Origin of the sequence: Massilia rhizosphaerae, from assembly GCF_016093545.1 — a bacterium.
Lineage (GTDB): Bacteria > Pseudomonadota > Gammaproteobacteria > Burkholderiales > Burkholderiaceae_D > Telluria > Telluria rhizosphaerae.
In genome coordinates, this window is the sequence record NZ_JADKYX010000024.1 from 102,342 (window position 1) to 121,074 (window position 18,733).

The window sequence follows — 18,733 nt, forward strand, 5'->3', positions numbered from 1 at the left end:
CGCGGTTCAGCGCCGCGTGCGCTTCTTCGCGCGCCGCGCGGCCAGCAGCGCCACGACGCCGACAGCGCCCAGCCATGGCGTGCCCGGTTCCGGCACGTTGGCAGGTTTCGTCGGTGTCTTGGCCGGATCGTTGGTCTTGCCGGGCAGGTCCGTCGTCGGCGGCAGCAGCGTGGCGGGAAGCGGCGCCGGGTTCGTGCCGGTGGTCGGCGGCGTGCCGCCCGGCGTGCCGGACGTGCCGCCGGTGGGCGTGCCGCTCGTGCCCGGATCGCCGGTGCCCGAACCGCCGGTGCTGGTGCCGCCCGGGTCCGGCGTGCCCGGGCTGCCGGGATCCGACGTGGGGGTGCCCGACGTGCCGGTGCCCACCGTGTCGCTCGACACCTTGCTGGCCAGGGCGACGGGCAGCGTGCCGCCACCCCAGATGGTGCCGGTGCCGCTGCTGCCGGGGATCGCCGGGAAGGTGCCGCCGGGCGTCTGCGCCGTGCCGCCGGTCGGGGCGGGGTTGCCGGTCGCAAACGTCTTGAGCTGGTAGCTGCCGCCCGCCGGATTCTCTTCGGCCGGGAGAGCCACCTGTTCGACGCTGCCGTCGCCGTCCTGGGCCACCTCGACGGACGCATCGAGTTCTTCCTCGCTCGGGCCCTTCGCTTCGACGGGCTGCCGGGGCGTGTCGGAAATGCGGTTGCCGCAGCGTCCGCGGATTTCGTTCTGGCCGTCGGACAGCAGCGTCTCGCCTTCGGCCAGATGGAGTTTCTTCGCCGTCCAGTACACCTTGTCGCCCTTGCGGTACGAGACGTACACGGCGCGCGCCTTGCGGACCGTCTCGACGGTGGCCCTGGCCGCGTCGAATGTGGCATAGTGCACCGCCACGACCTTGTCCGCGACGATGGCGTGCTGGAGTTCCTGGCGGTCGGCCAGGCCGCCGGGCACGATCGAATAGGGATAGACGCGCCGCGTCTTTTTCAGCTTGTCCTGTGCCTCCACCTGCGCCGCGGTACGCAGCACGGCCGGCGCCAGCGTCGCCGTCGCGGCGGCCGTGTGTGCCTGCGCGCCCGGCGCCGGCGGGGCGGCCACGCGCAGCGCCAGCGCGAACAGGGCCGCGCAGCCCGCCGCGCCGGCCAGGACGAAAACAGCCGCGCGTCGTTTCAGGCGCGACCCTTTTCGGCTCCGGCGATTGTAGGCGCTACGGTAGTCCATGCGCGGCTCGGGAAGGATGGAGTAGGAGAGATCCTACAGACTAGCATCTTTCCCCATAACAAATCAACATTCTTATAGAGAAATTTCATTTGCATTGTGTAAATAGAGACACGCCGGCGCGGGCGCGCCCGCCGGCGGTGTCAGCGCTCGACGAGCGCCAGCACGGCCGTGATGTTGTCGCGGCTGCCGTGCGTCTTGGCCAGGGCGATGAGGTCCGCGCAGCAGTGTTCCAGCGACTGCGCGTGCGCGCCGGCCAGCACCTGCTCGATGGCGGCGTGGGGCGTGTTGCCGTACAGGCCGTCGCTGCACAGCAGGTACAGGTCGCCGGCGCGCGGCGTGCAGGCGTTCACGTCGGGCGCGATCGCGGCCGTCGGGCCGATCGCCTGCAGCAGCAGGTTACGCGGCGGGAAGTCGCCGGAGACGCCCGCTTCCAGCGCCTGCTGGTACATGGTCTGGTCGCGCGTCAGCACGGCCAGTTCGCCGTCGCGGTAGCGGTACAGCCGGCTGTCGCCGACGTGGAAGATGACCAGCGGGCCGTCCGGCAGGCTTTGCCAGAAGCCCGTCAAGGTCGTGCCCATGCCGCCGCCTTCGCCCAGCCCGTTCTGCACGTTGGCGCCGTACACGCGCGCGTTGGCGGCATCGACGGCTTCGTGCACCGCCACGATGGCGGGCATGTGCTCGTCCTGCCAGGTCGCGTCGGGGTCGAGGGCGTCGCCCGGGCTGGATTTTTTCGGGTCGACGGCGCCCAGGGCGTCGCGCACGGTTTCGAGGGCCAGCCAGGCCGCGATCTCGCCACCGTCATGGCCGCCCATGCCGTCCGCCACGGCCACCAGGCGCAGCAGCGGGTCGATGAGGAAGTTGTCTTCGTTCGACTGGCGCACGAGGCCGACGTCGGTCATGCCGTACGCGCAGCCGAACGCGAGGCGGTGATAGATGCTCGGGGTAAGCTGCTTCCAGGTGCTCATCGACGGCGCGGATTCCGATATCAATACAATACGAGGGCTGCATGCTAGCACGGGCCCCGGGCAAGTTGGCGATTTTCAGGGCAGCTTCAGGATGCCGCTGACCGTGAAGCGGATCTCGCCGGGCCGCTCGCCCGGTGCCGTCTCGATGCGCAGGTCGGACAAGCCTTCGCGATGGCTGCCCGCCACGAGCGCCGCCACAGTGTCGACCAGCTTGTCGGCGCGCGCGGGCGGTAGCGCGGACGTGGACGCCGGGCCGAAATACTGGTCGAGCAGCGCCGCGAAATCGCGCCGCGTCGTCACGCAGAACACGGGACGCGCCTGCGGAAACAGGGCCGTCACGGCGTTGTCCGCCTTGACCTTGTCCGGGTCGATGCAGACGACGTAGAGCGCGTGCTCGTTGCGTTCCACCGGCAGCCATTGGCGCACTTCGGCGGCCGCGCGGTCCATGCCGTCGAGGAGAGCTGCGGGCACGCGCCGTCCCGGGTGGAAGGCGAGGTAGGGAACGGCGAAGTGGTCGGCCAGCGCGCGCCCGACGACGGGCAGTTTCAGCTTGAAGTCGTCGAGCAGCACGTCCTCCACGTCGCGGCCCTGCGCGCGCGCCTGCTCCACCGCCTGCTCGACCTGCTCGCGCGAAAGCATCCGTGAACCCAGCGCGCCGACGAAGCCCGTGCGTTCGCGCGGAGCGATCTGCCGGCGCTGGGCGAACGCGATGGCGAGCGTGTCGCACAGGTAGCGCGCGCCTTCGACGACGGTGCCGTCGAACGGGCCGCCGCGCAGGTTGTTGATGAGCTGGAAGACGCCGACCACTTCGCCGTCGTGCATGATCGGCACGACGAGCATCTGCGTCGTGCGGTAGCCCGTGCGCCGGTCCACGCCCTGCTGGAAGCGCAGGTCGGCCGCGTAGCGCTGCAGTTCGGCCGCGTCGTAGACGTCGTTCAGGTTGAGCAGGCGGCGCGCCAGCGCGGCGTAGCCCGCGACGCTCTGCGCGGAGATCGGCAGGCGCAGTTGGCGGAACGACGCCATGCCCGTCTTGACCTTGGAAACGAGGCTGGCCTTGTCCTCGCCGACCGTGTAGATCGTCAGGCGGTCCGCGCCGAACAGCGCGCAGATGCCTTCGGACAGGTCGAGCATGATCTCGTCGACGTTGCGCGTGGCGTGGATGCGAGTGGTCAGCTGCTGCAGCTGGCGGAAGAAGTCGCCGCGCGCCTCCGCGCCGGCCATGACGGTTGCGTCGTTCATGCTTGCCTCATGGCCGCCTCATGGCCGGGTCAAGGGCGCCAGGCGGGTGGCGTCGGCGTCGTCGCTTGCCGCCAGCGGCGCGCGCGGCTGCACGCGGGTGGCGTCCGCATCGTCCTGCGCATGGCGGACGACGTCGGCCGGCGAGCGTGGTGTGACCGTGTCCAGCGGCCGCCAGGGCGAGGGCGCGAGCGCGTCGCCGTCGAGGGCGCGCCGCAGGTCGTCGCGGAACGCCTCGGCGCTGGGATATCTCTGGTCCGGGCGCTTGGCGAGCGCGCGCATCACGACGCGGTCGAAGGCCGGGCCGAGCAGGGGATTGAGCAGCGTGGGCGGGACCGGCTGTTCGTGCAGGATCTTCTGCTGCACGGCGAACATGCCGGCGCCGCGGAACGGCCGCTCGTTGGTGAGGAACTGGTACAGGATGATGCCGACGGCGAAGATGTCCGACTGCGGGCCGACGGCCTGGCCCGTGATCTGTTCGGGCGACATGAAGCTGGGCGTGCCGACCATCTCGGCGCCGTCGGCGTCCTGGACGGCCGCGTTCAGCGCGGCCATATGGGCCACGCCGAAGTCCGTCAGCTTGACGGACAGGTCGTGGCTCAGCATGACGTTGGCCGGCTTGATGTCGCGGTGGATCACGCCGTTCCTGTGCGCGTAGCCGAGCGCGTCGAGCAGCTCGCACGTCATGCGCACGGCATCCTCGAGCGTGAACTCGAGGTGGAAGTCCTGGGTCATGTCGAAGTACGCCGCCAGCTCCTCGCCGCGCACCAGCTCCATCACCATGTAGGCGACGTCGTTTTCCTCGCCGAAGTCGTACAGGCCGACGATGTGCGGGTGATTCAGGCGGGCGACGGCCTGCGCCTCGCGGATGAAGCGGGCGGAATAGGTGGCGCGCAGCTCCGGATCGGCGCCGCAGGCGGTGGAGATGACCTTGATCGCGACGCTGCGGTCCAGGCGCGGATCGAGGCCTTCGTAGACCTCGCCCATGGCGCCGCGTCCGAGCACGCGCACGATCCGGTATCTGCCTAACTGCGTCGGTTGGTTCATGGCCGCAAGTGTAAATCAAATTGGCTTGCCGATAATGAAATCCGGCGCCGCGGGTTTATACTTGATGTATGAACGACATCCGTTGCAGCTGGGCCAATCCGGCCAATCCGCGCTACATCGCCTATCACGACCACGAGTGGGGCGTGCCGTGCCACGACGAGACGACGCTGTTCGAAATGCTCAATCTCGAAGGCGCGCAGGCCGGCCTGTCGTGGGAAACGATCTTGAACAAGCGCGACAGTTACCGCCTCGCCTTCGACGGCTGGGACGCGGAAAAAATCGCGCGCTACGACGACGCCAAGGTGGCGGCACTGCTGGCCGATCCGGGCATCGTGCGCAACCGCCTGAAGGTCGCGGCCGCCATCAACAACGCCAGGGCCTATCTGCGCCTGCGCGAGCAGGGCCTGACGTTGAACGACTACCTGTGGGACTTCGTCGACGGCGCGCCCATCGTCAACGACTGGCAGGCGGGCGGCCGGCCGGCCCGCACGGAACTGTCCGACCGCATCTCGAAAGACTTGTCCAGGCGCGGCTTCAAGTTCGTCGGATCGACCATCGTGTATGCCTACATGCAGGGCATCGGCATGGTGGACGATCACGACCCCGCCTGCCTGTGCCGCCGCCGGAGGTGATCCCATGGACTACCGCGCCTGCTGGTGCACCCGGGCCCGCTATACCGTCTTCGATTCGCACTACGGCGACGGGACCGCGGTCCGCGTCCTGACGGACGTCTGGCGCACCGACCCGCACCGCTCGCCCAACCTGCACGTGATCGCCCTGTGCGACCACCTGCTGCCGGGCTTTCACCGCATGCCGCAGGCGGAGCCGGGCCTGACCCTCGACCTGATCAGCGCGCCGCTCGCGGATGCGCTCGCCCAGTTGTCGGCGCGCGTCGACCTGTTCCGCCTGCACGACATCGAACACGCCGGCACCGACTTCGCGCGCCACGTGGCGCGCCTGGCCGCGCGGGACGCCCGTGTGCTCGCGCAAGGCCTCACGCCGGAGCAAGTCGCCGCGCTGAAGGCGGAGGGCTTCGTGTTCGACGCCGACGGCCGCCGCGCGCGTTTCGCCAGCCGCAAGCCGCGCCCGCCGGCGCCGCCCAAGCCCGAGCGGCGCGCCATCGTGCTCGGTGCCGGCATCGCCGGTTCCGCCGCGGCCGAGCGCCTGTGCGCGCGCGGCTGGCAGGTGACCCTCGTCGACCGCCAGCCGCAGCCCGCGATGGAAGCGTCGGGCAACCGGGCCGGCATCTTCATGCCGCTGCTGTCGAAGGACGACAACGTGCCCACGCGCCTGACGCGCGCCGCCTACCTGTACGCGCTGCGCCACTGGGACCGCCTGGGCGGCATCGGCCGCGCCATCGAGGGCGACACGTGCGGCGTGCTGCAACTGGCGCGCGACGCCGATCACGCGGCCGTGCAGCGCGCCATCGCCGCGGACAAGTCCCTGCCGCCCGATTTCGCCGAGTGGCTGGAAAAACCGCAGGCGGAAGCGCTGCTCGGCCTGCCGGCGCCGGACGGCGGCTGGCTGTTCCGCGGCGCCGGCTGGGCGCGGCCCGGCAGCGTCTGCGAGGCCATGCTGGCGGCGTGCGGCGGCCGCCTGGAGCGCCGCTTCGGCGTGGGCGACGTGCGCATCGAACGCGCCGGCGAGCACTGGCGCCTGAAGGACGCGCAGGGCGCCACGGTGGCCTGCGCGCCGAACCTGATCCTCGCCAACGGCGCGGGCGCCGTGCAGGTCCCGCAGGCCGCGCCGCTGCCCCTGGCGACGCTGCGCGGGCAGGTGTCGCACGTGCCGGCCGACATGGTGCCGAAGCTGCCCGTCGTGCTGTGCCGCGAAGCGTATCTGACGCCGCCGTCCGGCGGCGTGTGCAGCGCGGGCGCCACCTACGACGCCGACCCGGATCCGGCCCTGTCGCCCGCCAGCCACGCGGAAAACCTGGAGCGCCTGCGCGGCCTGCTGTCCGACCCGGATGCTGCCCGCGACGCGCCGCTGGAAGGGCGGGTCGGGTTTCGCTGCATCGCACCGGACCGCCTGCCGCTCGTGGGCCGGTTGCCCGATTTCGCCGCCGCCGGCACCACCGAGCGCCTGCGCGACGTGCCGCGCCATCCGGGCCTGTACGCATTGCTCGGGTATGCGTCGCGCGGCCTGATCTGGGCCGGCCTGGCGGCCGAATTGCTGGCCGCGCAGATCGAGGGCGAGCCGCTGCCGCTGGAATCCAGCCTCGTCGACGCCCTCGATCCGGCCCGCTTCGTGTTGCGCGCACGCCGCGCGCCGCGGGGGGCACAAGCCGGAAATTGATTTCTTTCGAGAAACCGAAAGTTTCAACGGTATATAATGTGTGCGGAGCAACATTTTACGCACACACCGGACATGGACGACACCCCCGACGCGCCAGAGCTGTCCCTGTTTCTCGCCTCGACCGCGCACGATATGAAGAATTCGATCAGCGTCCTGTCCGGGACGCTGGAGCGGCTGCTGGTCGCGCATTCTTCGCAGGCATCGCCGCAGACGGACCCCGAGTACACGCAGATGGCGCACATGCTGTACCAGACCAAGCGCCTGAACGACAACCTGATGCAGCTGCTCGCGCTGTACAAGCAGGTGGGCACGCCCGCGTACCCGTTCGACGTGCAGCCGCTCGAGCTGGGACAGCTGGTCGACCAGGTGGTGGCGCTGGAACGCGTGCTGCTGACGTCGCGCGGCATGAAGCTGGAGCTGGACTACGACCCGGAACTCGTCTGGCATTTCGACGAGGACCTGATCGTGGGCGTGCTCTCGCATGCGATCAACAACGCCATCCACTACACCTGCGACACGGTGCGTCTGGCGATCCGCGCGACGGAGGACGGCTGGCTCGAGCTGCGCGTCGAGGACAACGGCCCCGGCTACCCGCCCGCGTTGCTGAAAGCGGGCGCGATCGCCACCCGCGACACGGCGGGCGGGATGAATTTCCTGACCAATAGCGCGGGCCTGGGCCTGTATTTCTCGAGCGAGGTCGCGAAGATGCACCGCCACCGCGAGCGGCGCGGCGCGCTGCGCCTCGAGAACGGCGGCCGCTACGGCGGCGGCTGCTTCATCCTGAGCCTGCCATGAACGCGCCCGCCAACGCATCCGTCAAGGCCGTGGCGGTGGCCGAGATCGACTGGGCCGACAAGAACTACCTGATCGTCGACGACTTCGTCGGCGTGCGCCAGCTGCTGCGCGAAAGCCTGCGCAGCCTGGGCGCGAAGAACATCGACCAGGCGTCGTCCGGCGGCGAGGCGATGGGCCTGCTCGCGCGCATCCGCTACGACGTCGTCCTGTGCGACTACAACCTGGGCGACGGCAAGAACGGCCAGCAGGTGCTGGAGGAAGCGCGCGTGCGCAACCTCGTCAATCCGAGCACCGTATGGCTGATGGTATCGGCCGAAAAAAGCGTGGAATCCGTGATGGGCGCGGCCGAGCACCAGCCGGACGCCTACCTGATCAAGCCGATCACGGAAGGCGTGCTGCTCACGCGCCTGAACCGCGTGTGGCACAAGAAGCAGATCTTCCGCCTCATCGACCAGGCCTATGCCGAGAAGGATTACCTGCGCGCGGCGCGCCTGTGCGACGCGGCCGTCGAGGCGCACAAGGCGCACGAGATCGACCTGCTGCGCATGAAGGCCAAGCTGATGGAAAAGAGCGGCGAACCGGTCAAGGCGCGCGACGTGTACGAGCGCGTGCTGGAACAGCGCGAGTACCAGTGGGCGCGCGCCGGCATCGCCAAGATCCGCATGGCCAACGGCGAGTTCGAACAGGCGAGACAGGCCTTCCAGAGCGTGATCGCGGAAAACCGTTATTACATCGACGCCTACGACCACCTCGCGCTCGCGTACCAGAACCTGGGGAAGCTGGAAGAGTCGTGCGCGATCCTGGAACGGGCCGCCAAGCTGTCGCCGAATTCCGTGCCGCGCCAGCGCAATCTCGGCAACGTCGCGCTCAAGGTTGGCAATGTGCAGCTGGCCGAAAAGGCCTTCCGCAAATGCATCGCGATCGGCGAGTATTCGATCCTCAAGACGCCCGACGCCTACCTGGGCCTGGCGCGCGTGTGCGGCCAGAAGAACGATCCGAAAGAGGCCTTGCAGCTGCTGCTGCAGGTCCAGCGCGACTTCGCCGCCGATTATCCGGACATCGCGCTGCGCTCCAAGATCACGGAGGGCCTCGTCTACCACGAGAGCGGCGATTACCGGCGCGCGCGCAAGGCCGGCGACGAGCTGGAGGATCTGCTGAACGCGACGGAGGACCGTCCCGACATCCCGACCTGCCTGGAACTGGCCACGCTGTTGTTCGCCGTGGGCGTGAAGGATGCGCCGGTCGAGCTGCTGTGCTACGTGATCCGCAACAACCACGACAACCCGCTGCTGCTCGACGAGGTGCAGAAAATCTTCGACAAGGCCCGCCTCGGCGACGAAGGCCAGGACCTGATCCGCGCGACGAAGAAGGAGGCGACCGACCTGATGAACCAGGGCGTGCTGCTGTGGAAGACAGGCAAGCTCAAGGACGCCGTCGAGTGGATGCGGCAGGCGCGCAAGAAGGTGCCGAACAACCAGCGTATCCTGTTCAACGCGGCCCAGATCCTCGTCTCGCACATGCAGCAGCACGGCTACGATGCCGCGCTGTCGGACGAAGCCTACGACGTGCTGCACCACGTCGACCGCCTGCTGCCGGGGCAGCAGCGCTTTGCGCAATTGATGGAGCAGCTGGCGCAGTTGCAGCCTACGGCCGAGCCAGAAGCAGCGTAGGGTGGGCACCCCGTGCCCACCAAACGCCGGCGTATCGCAAACGTTGAATGGTGGGCACATTTCATTTGAGGCCCCCGGCCTCAAATGCCCACCCTACGTCAGGGTTTGTCGGCTTTTGTGCGGGTTGCGCGCGGCTTGCCATTGACACCGTTCGGTGCCGCTTCCGGCTTGGGCGCCGCCTTGGACGTCTCCGCTTTCGGTGCGCCGCCTGCGGGCTCCGCCGCCGGCGTCATCGCACTGGCGACCGCCTGCGTAAATTGTTCCTGCAGCATATTCCACCATGCGACGGCGGCCGGCATCGCCATGGCCGCCGGGTTGGCTGACGCATCCGGTGCGCCGGACGGCAGCGGCGTGGCCGTGCCCGGCTGTGCCGTGCCGCCGCCAGCCGCCGCAGCCGCAGCCGGTGCCGCCGCACCTGGCGCGGGCGCGGCCGGCGCGCCCGGCTTGGCCGCCGGCGCCTTCGCGGCGGCGCTGCCGCCCTGGGCTTGCGCGCCAAAGAAGGGCGCGAACGGCATCCCTGCCATCTTTTCCGCGCTGACGCCGGACTGGCGCATCGCTTCGGCCATCGAGGCGCCCATCGATTTCAGCGTCGCCAGCGTGCCGCGCTGCACTTCGAGGGCCTGGATGGTCCCGCGCAGCATCGTGAGGTTCAGATTCAGCCACGATTCGACGGCCTTGAGGTCGGCGATGCGCTTGTCCAGATCATCTGCCGACATCGGCGGCGTGGCCATGCCCGGCATCCCGGACAGGCCGGTGCCGGGGATCTGCATGGATCCCCACAGGTTCTTGACGAAGTCCAGCGTGTCCGTCATGCCGGGCATGGGGGCGGAGGGTTTCAGCATGGTGGTCTCCCGAATTGGTCGCCGCTAGCGTAACAGATAAATAAGAGCGGATATAGATGCGAATGCAAGGTAGGGCGTGCGTACGGCCGGCGGCGCGTGGCGGGACCGGCTACACTACGCGGATGAGTCCCGCTTACGCTACGAACCGCGGCCGCCGCCGGCAACTGGTGCTGGGCGTGCTCACCATCCTGTTTCACGTGCTCGTGTTCGTCTGGTTCGCCGGCCAGGTGGGCCGCCTGCCCGACCGTCCGCTGCGGACACGAGCCGCGTCCATGACGGCCGAGTTGGTCGAGGCGCCCAAGTCGCGGCCGCCGTCGCCCATGCCGCCCCCGCAGCCCGCGCTGGCCCCGCCGCCCTTGCCCGAGGTGGCGCTCGTGCCCGTGGTCCCCGCCGTACCGCCGCCGGGCCCGGCCGATGCCGTGCCGGCGCCGGGGACGCCCGACGGGACGGCGGCCGATGCGGTGCCCGTACTGACGCCGCAAGCCGACGGTATCGCCGCCGCGGGCGCCGCCGGACGGCAAACGGGTCAGGATGGCGCCGCCCCCGGCCCGCTCACCGTACAATCGCCGCAGCAGGCCGCCGCGGCGCCGGCACCGCCGCCGGCCGCGCCGGCAGCGCACCGCTACAAGGTCGACATGCCGCCGTCGGCCGACATCACGCTCGACGTCGCGCGCACGGACGCGAACGGCACGAAGTGGAGCGGCGATGCGCTGCTGTCGTGGCGGGTGGCGCCGTCCAGCTACCGCGTGCGCATCGAGGCGGGCATCAGCATCATGTTCGCGCACGTGAACCTGCTCGCCCTCACGAGCGAGGGCACGGTGGGCGACGAAGGATTCGTGCCCACCTTGATGACGGAGAAGCGGCGCGGGCGCGCCATGACGGCGACGCATTTCAATCGCCAGGCGGGCACGCTGACGTTTTCGGCGTCGGCGGCGACGTATCCGCTGGTGCCGGGCGCGCAGGACAAGGCCAGCGTGCCGCTGCAGCTGGCGGCCATCGCGCGCGGTGACCCAAAACAATTGTCGGGAAATATCGACATCCTTGTCGGCGAGGACCGCGACGCAAGCGTTTTTACGTTCATGGTGGCGGGACAGGAACAGATCGACACGCCGCTGGGCCGCATCGCCACGTGGCACCTCGTGCGTCCGCCCAAGCCCGGTTCGTACAATTCGCGGCTGGAACTGTGGCTGGCGCCGGCTTATGGCTGGTATCCGGTCCAGATCCGCAACGTCGAGGCGAGCGGGGCTGTGACGACCCAGACCGTGAACAAGATCGTGATTCAACCAGCAGGAGCGTGAATTGAAGAAAGTATTAACAATGGCAGGCGCGGGAATGGTGCTGATGTCTGCGCTGGGCGGCCACGCGGTCGCGGCGGAAGAGCATCCGGCCATCAAGCGTCCGTTCGACCTGCCGCCGTCGGCCGACCTGGTCTATTCCATCAGCGCGCGCCAGCACGGCTTCAACCTGAACGGTGACGCCACGCTCAACTGGCGCGCGAACGACGGCAAGTATTCGATCACCGCCGAGTCGCGTGTCGCGCTGCTGGGCAAGCTGACGGAGAACCGCAGCACGGGCATCGTCGACAACTGGGGCCTCGCGCCGACGACGTACTACGACAAGCGCTTCCGCAAGGACCCGACGACGGCCACCTTCGACCGCGGCGAGAAGGTCATCACCTTCAGCGACGGCGACAAGCGCTATCCGCTCAAGGGCGGCGAGCAGGACCGCGTGTCGATCTCGTGGCAGCTGGTGGCGATCGCCCGCGCCGCGAAGGACAAGTTCAAGCCGGGTTCGGAATGGCGGTTCTTCGTCGTCGGCCCGCGCGACGCCGACCCGTGGACGTTCCGCGTCGTCGGCCGCGAAAAGGTCCAGGCCGGCGCGTCGCTGGGCGAAGTGGACGCCGTCCACGTGATGCGCGCGCCGCCGCCGGACTCCAAGGACCAGACGCTGGACATCTGGCTGGCGCCGGGACACGAGTGGTATCCCGTCAAGCTGCGCTTCACCGACAACGACCGCGATTACGTCGAGCAGACGCTCGAAAAGATCGTCAAGAAGTAGCCTTGGAACAGGCGCTCATTCGCCCGGTCCCGGATCGTCCGGAGAATCGTTTTCCCAGTGCAGGATGATTTCCTTGGGCGCCTTGCCGACCTTGACGGTGCGCTTGAACGTCTTGCCTTCGGCCGCCGCGCTGATGTGGTACGTGCCCGGCGGCAGCTTGGCGAAGAACATCGGACCCGTGTTCGCCGCGCTGACCAGGTCGGCGCCCTTGGCATCCATGATGTCGAGCTGGACGTCGGACCGGTAGGCGCCGCTTTGTTTGGAAGCGAAGGTCAGGAGCAGGTTGTAGTCGGCGCGCTGGGCTTTCATCGCGTCTTGCTCTTCCTGGCCGATGCCGCCGTTGACATAGGTGATGCCGTTCTGTTGCTGCGGGGTGGTGGCCGCCAGGGCGGCGGTCGATGTCAATGCAACGGCCAAGACCATGGCCGCGCTCACAAGTGCTCGTTGCATGGCTGTTCTCCTTGTTGCCGATCGACCGGCCGGATCGTCGCCCAAGCCTGTCGATGGGCTGAACCATAGCACAAGCTTGTCACTTGCTGCGCGACATAGCCAGATCCTGAAAACAGGCTGGTCGTTTGTTGACGTGCGTTCCTTGGTGGAATGAGCCGCGCCAAGTCCGTCCAGGAAAGTCGGGCAAGAATCTCCGTTTAACTTTCAACGGAGGACTGCATGATCGACGCTTATTTGCAGGTCGGGGACATCAAGGGCGAATCGCAGCTCGGCCCGGAACTTGGTTCCGTCATCGCCGGGTTGGCGCGCGTTGCCGGGTGCCCGGTGCCGGAAGCGGCGCCGCAGTTGTCCATCAGCTTCGAGTCGGCACGCGCCACCGCATTGATGTCGAAGCGCTGGTGCGCGTGATGGTGATTAACCGCCTGTGCGATCCGGATTCCAAACCCGGCGTGCTGCGCTGGCTCAAGACGGTCGGTTTGCCCGGCATCGTGCCCGAGGTCATCGGGCGGCCGAATGGAGCGGCAAGCTCGATGCGCAGGGTGCCGGCCGCAAGAGCCACGGGCGCAAACTGTCCGACGGCGGCGCTCGCGCCCGCTTCTGCCATGAGGTCTGCGATGCCCACTTGAGCCGCATCGTCTGCATCGACCTCAAGAGCGAGAGGTTCACCTATGACATCGACGAGCGTGCGCTCGGACACGTGCGCCTGATGGACGGCAAGCTGCTGCTGGCCACCAATGCCATCGGCCTGACGGCGCCCGAGGTCATTGAACGCTACAAATCGCTCGCCGATATCGAGCGCGGCTTTCGCGTCCTGAAATCGGAAATCGAGATCGGCCCCTGCTGGCTGGTGTCTTCGGCGCAGCCGCCGTACGTCGCCAGCGCGACAAGAACTGGGCGTAATATCCCGCCGCAGCGGTCGGCAAGCCGCAATCTTGCCAGGATCGCTTTGACCGCCGCAATCTCCTCCCCCCGCCAGCGGCCCCATCTCCACGGCCGCCGCCATTATCGCCGCGCTTGTCGCGGTTGCGCGTTATCTCCGGCTTCTGGCAATCAAGGCACGTCGAAAAACCAGCTGCGCGGATGCTCGCTGTACTGCTCGTACAGCTGCGCTTCTCAACCAAATTTGCTGCCGCTCGCGACGGTTTTTCGAGGTGCCCTCAAGTCCCGTTGTGGACAGCCTCCTTGCCAATTTACTCGATAGCAAAAATTTGCGGATTGTGAGAATCCGCGCAAATGTCACTAAAATTCAATAGTAAAATTAACGTTTGGAAATCAATTGCGTGATGCCATTATGAACTTGAGACAAGACAGGATGGCGAAGGTGCTCGCCTTTTCGCTGGCGCTGGCGCTCGGCGCTGTCGGCGGCACGGTGTCTGCCGGGAACGAAGATAACAATGTGCCACATAATCTGGAGCCAAGGGAACCACCACCACCTCCCCCAGGAGATACTCCGCAAGTTCATGTGTCAGACATACGGCCCTATCATCCGCCCCCTGGGACAAACCCGCAGCCGATGCCATTTTTTGGCAATCTGTCCGGTGTCGAGAGGGGAGGGGCAAGCAATCGGGAAAAGCGTGCACCCGCATCGACGAACAACTCGTCGATCGGGGACTGCGCCAACCCATCCACCGGCAATCCGGTGATTCTCGCTACCGGCGAGAAGTACAAGGTCGAACACGACATTGTCGGCAACGGCAAGTATGGTATGAGTCTGGATCGTACGTACCGCAGCTTCGCCACGAATACCAGCATGTTCGGTAACCACTGGGCGTCGACGTATGATTACCCGGCATTGCAAATCTCCGGGTGCGCCCAGAGCACAGATTATCCGAACCAATGCTTCCCGACGTCCGTGGTGATGACGTTCCCGGACGGTGCCCAATACACTTATACGTCGACCGGTACGATCGGCAGCTATACGGTAAAGAGTTCCTCTGCGCTGGGAACGATGACTTATACGCCCGGACAGGCGTACGATGTCACCATTAATTCCGTACGCTACAGTTATTCGGCGACGACGCGGGCGATTCAGCGCGTCACCACCGTCGGTAACGAAGTCCTGCTCAACTTTACCTATGCCGGGCCGTTCAAGAGTCTGCCGTCGAGGGTGTCGAATGGCATCGGCCATTATATTGATTTCTCCTACAATACCGACGGCTACGTTTCTGTAGCAACTGATCAGGACGGTAATCAATGGCGCTACGGTTATACGAACGTGAATCTGCTCACGTCCGTGACGTCGCCTGGCACGTCGCCTGACGTCCGCACCTATTTTTACGAGAGCCCGTATGGCTTCGATCTCCTGACGGGCATCGCGATCAACGGAACGCGGTACAGCACATATTCCTACGATGCCACCCGGCGTGTCAAAAGCAGCGCGCTGGCGAGCGGAGAGGTCAACGATACATTTGTCTATGGCACGAATTCGACGACGTTGACAAACGCCGTCGGGCAGAGCACGACCTTCAATTTCGTGCCCCAGCAGGGCGGATTGAAGATCGCAAGCGTGTCGCGTGCCGCATCCTCGACTTGCCCAGCAAGCGCCGCAAGCACGAATTACGACGCGAACGGCTGGGTACGCTCGGAGGTGGACTGGAACGGCAATACGACCATTTCCACGTATGATGTAGCGGGGAAACTGCAGCAAAAGACGACTGCCTCCGGAACGGCAGCCGCCCTTACGCAGGTCAATACCTGGTCAGGTGACAACCTCTCATCCGTCACTTACCAGGACGCGAATGGAAAGGGCTATCTGCAGGTCAACTACACGTATGTGACGAGCGGCTTCGGCTTGAACAACGTGGCAAGCGAAACCTGGATCGACTTAATCAAAGGGACACAAAGGCGGACCACCTACGGCTATACGTTCCAATCCAACGGTACGCTGGCGTCGCTGGCCGTCACGCAATCCTTGCCTACCGGGCCGGCGACCACGACTTATACCTATGACACGGCGGGCAATCTCGCTACCGTCACCAATCCGCTGGGTCAGCAAATTACCTACCGTGGCTATAACGGACGCGGTTTCCCTGGCGCGATCACCGATATGAATGGCGTCACGGCGACACTCGTCTGGGACGAAAAAAGCAATCTGGCGTCGTCGAATTTGAACGCGCCGTCCGGGGCGTTGACGACGAGGTATGCGTACAACCATGCCCGTCAGCCCCTGTCGATTACGTATCCCGATGGCCACGCGATCCGTTATCAATATAATGTGTCCCTGCGGCCCGAATATGTCGGTAACGCAGCCGGGGAGTACATTCGCAGCGCGTTCAATGTCGGTACGAACACGTGGACGACAAGTTCCGATCGCATGGTCCCGAACTGGAATGGCTCGACGCCAACGGGAAGCGCATCGGGACAGTTCATTGCGAGGACGCGAATGGACAGCCAGGGCAGGCCGCTTGTTCAGCAGGGGAATAATGGCCAGAGTACCCGGTTCGGCTACGACAACAACAGCAATGTCGTCACCCAGACCGATGCGGCAAACCGGACGATCCAGTACGAGTACGATGCCGCGGACCGTCTGGATCGCATTACCAATCCCGATAATGGCGTGACCTTTATCGACCGGAATGCGCGGGGGTTGCCGCAAGGCATCCGCGATCCGCACGGGGCCATTACCTATTACGACTACAACGGCTTTGGTGAGACCATCGCCGTGGGCAGTCCGGATTCCGGCTCGATTGCAAATGAGTACGACTCAGGCGGGCGTGTCGTCACGACGGGGTATGCGAACGGTACGATTTCCTCCGGGTGGGACGCGCTCGGCCGCCTGACGTCGCGCTCGTCGAATGGCCAGGGTGAGATTTTCGTGTATGACGAAGGTGCTTATGGCAAAGGCCGTCTGACACATTTCCAGGATCAGACCGGCCAAACGACTTATACCTATGACGCCTTGGGGAATGTCGTCCAGCAGACCAACAATATCTATGGCCTGCAAACGCCGACGACGCGCTGGAACTACGACGCGGCCGGTCGCCTGGCAAGCCTGACGTATGCGAACGGCTTCGTCGTCAATTATGGCTACGATGCCTACGGACGCGTCTCGTCCGTCACAAGTAACCTCGGCGGCAACTGGAGCACGTTGGCGAACGGGTTCCTGTATCAGCCGGCCAGCGATGCCGTGTACGCATGGCGCTTCGGAAATGGCCTGCCGCGCATGTTCACGCTGGATACGGATAAGCGGCTGCAACGCATCGCGACGCCGGGCAAGCACGACTTGTCGTTCGGCTATTTCAACACTGACACCATCTCGTCGATCACCGACAACGTGTATGCGAACCTGAGCCAGACGTTTGCGTATGATCCGGTCGACCGGTTGACGACGGTCAACCGCAGCACGGACCCGCAGAGTTTTCAGTATGACCTGGCCGGTAACCGCAGCGGGACAACCGGGCAAATCCGCGATAACAACGGGTACAACTATACGATTGCAAATGGGAGCAACCGGTTGACAGCGATCGGCGTGCCGGGTACAAACATCTGGCGCAACTACGGTTATGACGGTGCCGGCAACGTCGTGACCGATAACCGTAACGACGGCAATCGTACCTACGGCTACGACAATTTCGATCGCATGAAGTCGGTCAGCCTGAACGGCGTACAGATGGGAGACTACCGCACCGATGCACTTGGTCGGCGGGTACTTAAAATTGCGAATGGTGTTTATACGTATTTCGTTTATGCGCCGACAGGAGAGTTGCTAACCGAGATTAATGGTTCGGTCACGACCAACTATGTTTGGCTCGGCGGTCAGTTGTTGGGCATCGCGCGCAACGGGCAGTTTTATGCAAGCCATAACGACCAGGTCGGACGGCCGGAAGTGCTGACGGATGCGTCGGGCAATGTCGTGTGGCGTGCCGAGAACGCGGCGTTTGATCGGCGTCAGGTGGTCGTGGACCAGATTGGTGGGCTGAATATCGGATTTCCGGGGCAGTACTATGATACGGAGTCTGGTCTGTGGTACAACTGGAACCGCTATTACGATGCGTCGATTGGTCGGTATATCCAGAGCGACCCGCTTGGGCTTGCGGCTGGGATCAATACATACGGATATGTCGGTGGTAACCCGACTAATTCCGTCGATCCGACCGGATTGCAGGCCTGCGTGCCTGCGATGACTGCAGCTGGACCGATATGTATACCCATGCCGGTAACTCCAGGGACGTCGTCAGGTCCATCGAGCATTGGTGATTTGCTCAAGCCAAGCCCTTATCTTCCGACTTGGGATTTTCCCGATTGGGCTTATGCCGCAGTCGGCAAGCCACCATCCGATGCCACTGATCCCAATGGCTCAAAGGCACCGGGAAAGCCAGGGGATAAAGAGGGTTTCTGTGAACCGAAGAAAGGACCGCAGTGGGGTAAGGCGCCGGGTGGACGTGGATCTGGGTGGATCGACGCTGACGGCAACGTATGGGTACCTACGGGTCAAGGCTCAAATGCGCATGGTGGGCCGCATTGGGATGTCCAGAAGCCCGGGGGCGGTTATATTAACGTCTATCCTGGCGGGAAACGACGATAAGGACCTATTGTGAAAATATTGATCGATTTGAGTGAGTTCTACTCATACGCTGACGAGCAACGCTTTTTCAATGGACTTAAGGATATTCCGGGAGTTCAAAAGATTAAAGGAGTTGATACCAGTTTGTGTTTGACCTTGAATATTGCTAAGCTTAATCGTGAAGGATTTTTCGATCTGGTCGGGCTGCTACGACGTTATATGATACCTCTTAAGCCTTTGGCAGTATTGTCGGAAAAGTCGAAGTTTAACTGGATTCGGGAGCCGCGCTGGTACTGGACCAGTGACATGTTTGACTAAGAGGCTATCCCAGTAGACCTGCTGAGCGCCAGGCGATGATTCCGCATACCAGATGAAGAAAGGCAAGGTAATTACTCGCTTTCTTCGGCCAACGGATCAGCAGACCCCGAAACCGGTTCATCCAGCTGTGCGTGCGCTCGACGACCCAACGTCGAGCGCGAAACCCCGCATTTTTACTGATGTCCTGGGCTTCCTCCCCACGTGCCCGGATATGCGCGGTGAAGCCAAGCTGCTCGACCCATTGGCGTACCTGCTCATAATCGTAGCCCTTGTCGAGGCACAGTCCCTGCGGACTGTCTGACGTGGGCGTTGGCCGGTCCAACTGCAAATCTTCGATTGTCGGGCATACCATCTTCATGTCAT

Annotated in this window: 16 protein-coding genes and 1 pseudogene; 10 read left to right on the top strand and 7 right to left on the bottom strand. The window is 65.1% G+C overall.

Features of this window, described 5'->3' with window-relative positions:
* Window positions 1–6: 6 nt before the first annotated feature.
* The 4 genes from ISF28_RS26600 to ISF28_RS26615 form a co-directional block, all read right to left on the bottom strand.
* Complete coding sequence (locus tag ISF28_RS26600) at window positions 7–1,191, bottom strand: PEP-CTERM sorting domain-containing protein (protein ID WP_198120199.1); 1,185 nt, start codon at window positions 1,189–1,191, stop codon at window positions 7–9.
* Between the two features lie 140 nt (window positions 1,192–1,331).
* A complete protein-coding gene (locus tag ISF28_RS26605) occupies window positions 1,332–2,156 on the bottom strand; it encodes a PP2C family protein-serine/threonine phosphatase (protein ID WP_198120200.1) in 825 nt (274 codons plus the stop codon).
* Window positions 2,157–2,231: 75 nt separating this feature from the next.
* On the bottom strand, window positions 2,232–3,395 hold the full coding sequence (locus ISF28_RS26610; RefSeq protein ID WP_198120201.1) for a GAF domain-containing protein: 1,164 nt from the start codon (window positions 3,393–3,395) through the stop codon (window positions 2,232–2,234).
* Between the two features lie 18 nt (window positions 3,396–3,413).
* The gene (locus tag ISF28_RS26615) at window positions 3,414–4,439 is read right to left on the bottom strand and encodes a serine/threonine-protein kinase (RefSeq protein WP_198120202.1); all 1,026 of its coding nucleotides are present in this window, start codon (window positions 4,437–4,439) and stop codon (window positions 3,414–3,416) included.
* A gap of 68 nt (window positions 4,440–4,507) precedes the next feature.
* Here ISF28_RS26615 and ISF28_RS26620 point away from each other — a divergent pair, with 68 nt between their 5' ends.
* The 4 genes from ISF28_RS26620 to ISF28_RS26635 all read left to right on the top strand — a co-directional run bounded on the left by ISF28_RS26620 (window position 4,508) and on the right by ISF28_RS26635 (window position 9,199).
* Window positions 4,508–5,071: a DNA-3-methyladenine glycosylase I gene (locus tag ISF28_RS26620; protein WP_198120203.1), complete on the top strand. Its 564-nt coding sequence runs from the start codon at window positions 4,508–4,510 to the stop codon at window positions 5,069–5,071.
* A 4-nt stretch (window positions 5,072–5,075) separates the two neighbouring features.
* On the top strand, window positions 5,076–6,734 hold the full coding sequence (mnmC1, locus tag ISF28_RS26625; RefSeq protein WP_198120204.1) for an FAD-dependent 5-carboxymethylaminomethyl-2-thiouridine(34) oxidoreductase MnmC1: 1,659 nt from the start codon (window positions 5,076–5,078) through the stop codon (window positions 6,732–6,734).
* Window positions 6,735–6,806: 72 nt separating this feature from the next.
* Window positions 6,807–7,529: a sensor histidine kinase gene (locus tag ISF28_RS26630; protein WP_198120205.1), complete on the top strand. Its 723-nt coding sequence runs from the start codon at window positions 6,807–6,809 to the stop codon at window positions 7,527–7,529.
* Window positions 7,526–9,199 carry a tetratricopeptide repeat-containing response regulator gene (locus tag ISF28_RS26635; RefSeq protein ID WP_198120206.1) on the top strand — a complete coding sequence of 558 codons (1,674 nt, stop codon included), beginning with the start codon at window positions 7,526–7,528 and terminating at the stop codon, window positions 9,197–9,199. The genes ISF28_RS26630 and ISF28_RS26635 overlap by 4 nt, the downstream gene beginning before the upstream one ends.
* Window positions 9,200–9,297: 98 nt before the next feature.
* On the opposite strand, the gene ISF28_RS26640 is transcribed toward ISF28_RS26635, so the two are convergent.
* On the bottom strand, window positions 9,298–10,041 hold the full coding sequence (locus ISF28_RS26640) for a PhaM family polyhydroxyalkanoate granule multifunctional regulatory protein (RefSeq protein WP_198120207.1): 744 nt from the start codon (window positions 10,039–10,041) through the stop codon (window positions 9,298–9,300).
* A 122-nt stretch (window positions 10,042–10,163) separates the two neighbouring features.
* On the opposite strand from ISF28_RS26640, the gene ISF28_RS26645 reads away from it, so the two are divergent.
* Both ISF28_RS26645 and ISF28_RS26650 read left to right on the top strand, forming a co-directional pair.
* Window positions 10,164–11,339 (top strand): DUF3108 domain-containing protein, encoded by a 1,176-nt coding sequence (locus ISF28_RS26645; RefSeq protein WP_198120208.1) that lies wholly within the window; start codon window positions 10,164–10,166, stop codon window positions 11,337–11,339.
* A gap of 34 nt (window positions 11,340–11,373) precedes the next feature.
* Complete coding sequence (locus ISF28_RS26650) at window positions 11,374–12,099, top strand: DUF3108 domain-containing protein (RefSeq protein WP_229519410.1); 726 nt, start codon at window positions 11,374–11,376, stop codon at window positions 12,097–12,099.
* A gap of 15 nt (window positions 12,100–12,114) precedes the next feature.
* On the opposite strand, the gene ISF28_RS26655 is transcribed toward ISF28_RS26650, so the two are convergent.
* Complete coding sequence (locus ISF28_RS26655) at window positions 12,115–12,549, bottom strand: carboxypeptidase regulatory-like domain-containing protein (RefSeq protein WP_198120210.1); 435 nt, start codon at window positions 12,547–12,549, stop codon at window positions 12,115–12,117.
* A gap of 219 nt (window positions 12,550–12,768) precedes the next feature.
* Between ISF28_RS26655 and ISF28_RS26660 the strand changes: the two genes are divergently transcribed.
* From ISF28_RS26660 to ISF28_RS26675, 4 genes and pseudogenes are all read left to right on the top strand, one after another.
* Window positions 12,769–12,957, top strand: coding sequence for a hypothetical protein (locus ISF28_RS26660; RefSeq protein WP_198120211.1), 189 nt, complete (start codon window positions 12,769–12,771; stop codon window positions 12,955–12,957).
* 43 nt (window positions 12,958–13,000) lie between these two features.
* Window positions 13,001–13,393 (top strand): annotated as a pseudogene (locus tag ISF28_RS30775) (IS1634 family transposase); the annotation flags it as partial.
* A 468-nt stretch (window positions 13,394–13,861) separates the two neighbouring features.
* Complete coding sequence (locus ISF28_RS26670; RefSeq protein WP_198120213.1) at window positions 13,862–18,073, top strand: polymorphic toxin type 37 domain-containing protein; 4,212 nt, start codon at window positions 13,862–13,864, stop codon at window positions 18,071–18,073.
* A 9-nt stretch (window positions 18,074–18,082) separates the two neighbouring features.
* A complete protein-coding gene (locus ISF28_RS26675) occupies window positions 18,083–18,370 on the top strand; it encodes a hypothetical protein (RefSeq protein WP_198120214.1) in 288 nt (95 codons plus the stop codon).
* Between the two features lie 4 nt (window positions 18,371–18,374).
* Here the strand turns inward: ISF28_RS26675 and ISF28_RS26680 are convergent.
* Window positions 18,375–18,733, bottom strand: a 359-nt coding sequence (locus ISF28_RS26680; protein WP_198120215.1) for a transposase, incomplete at its 5' end; no start/stop codon positions are given.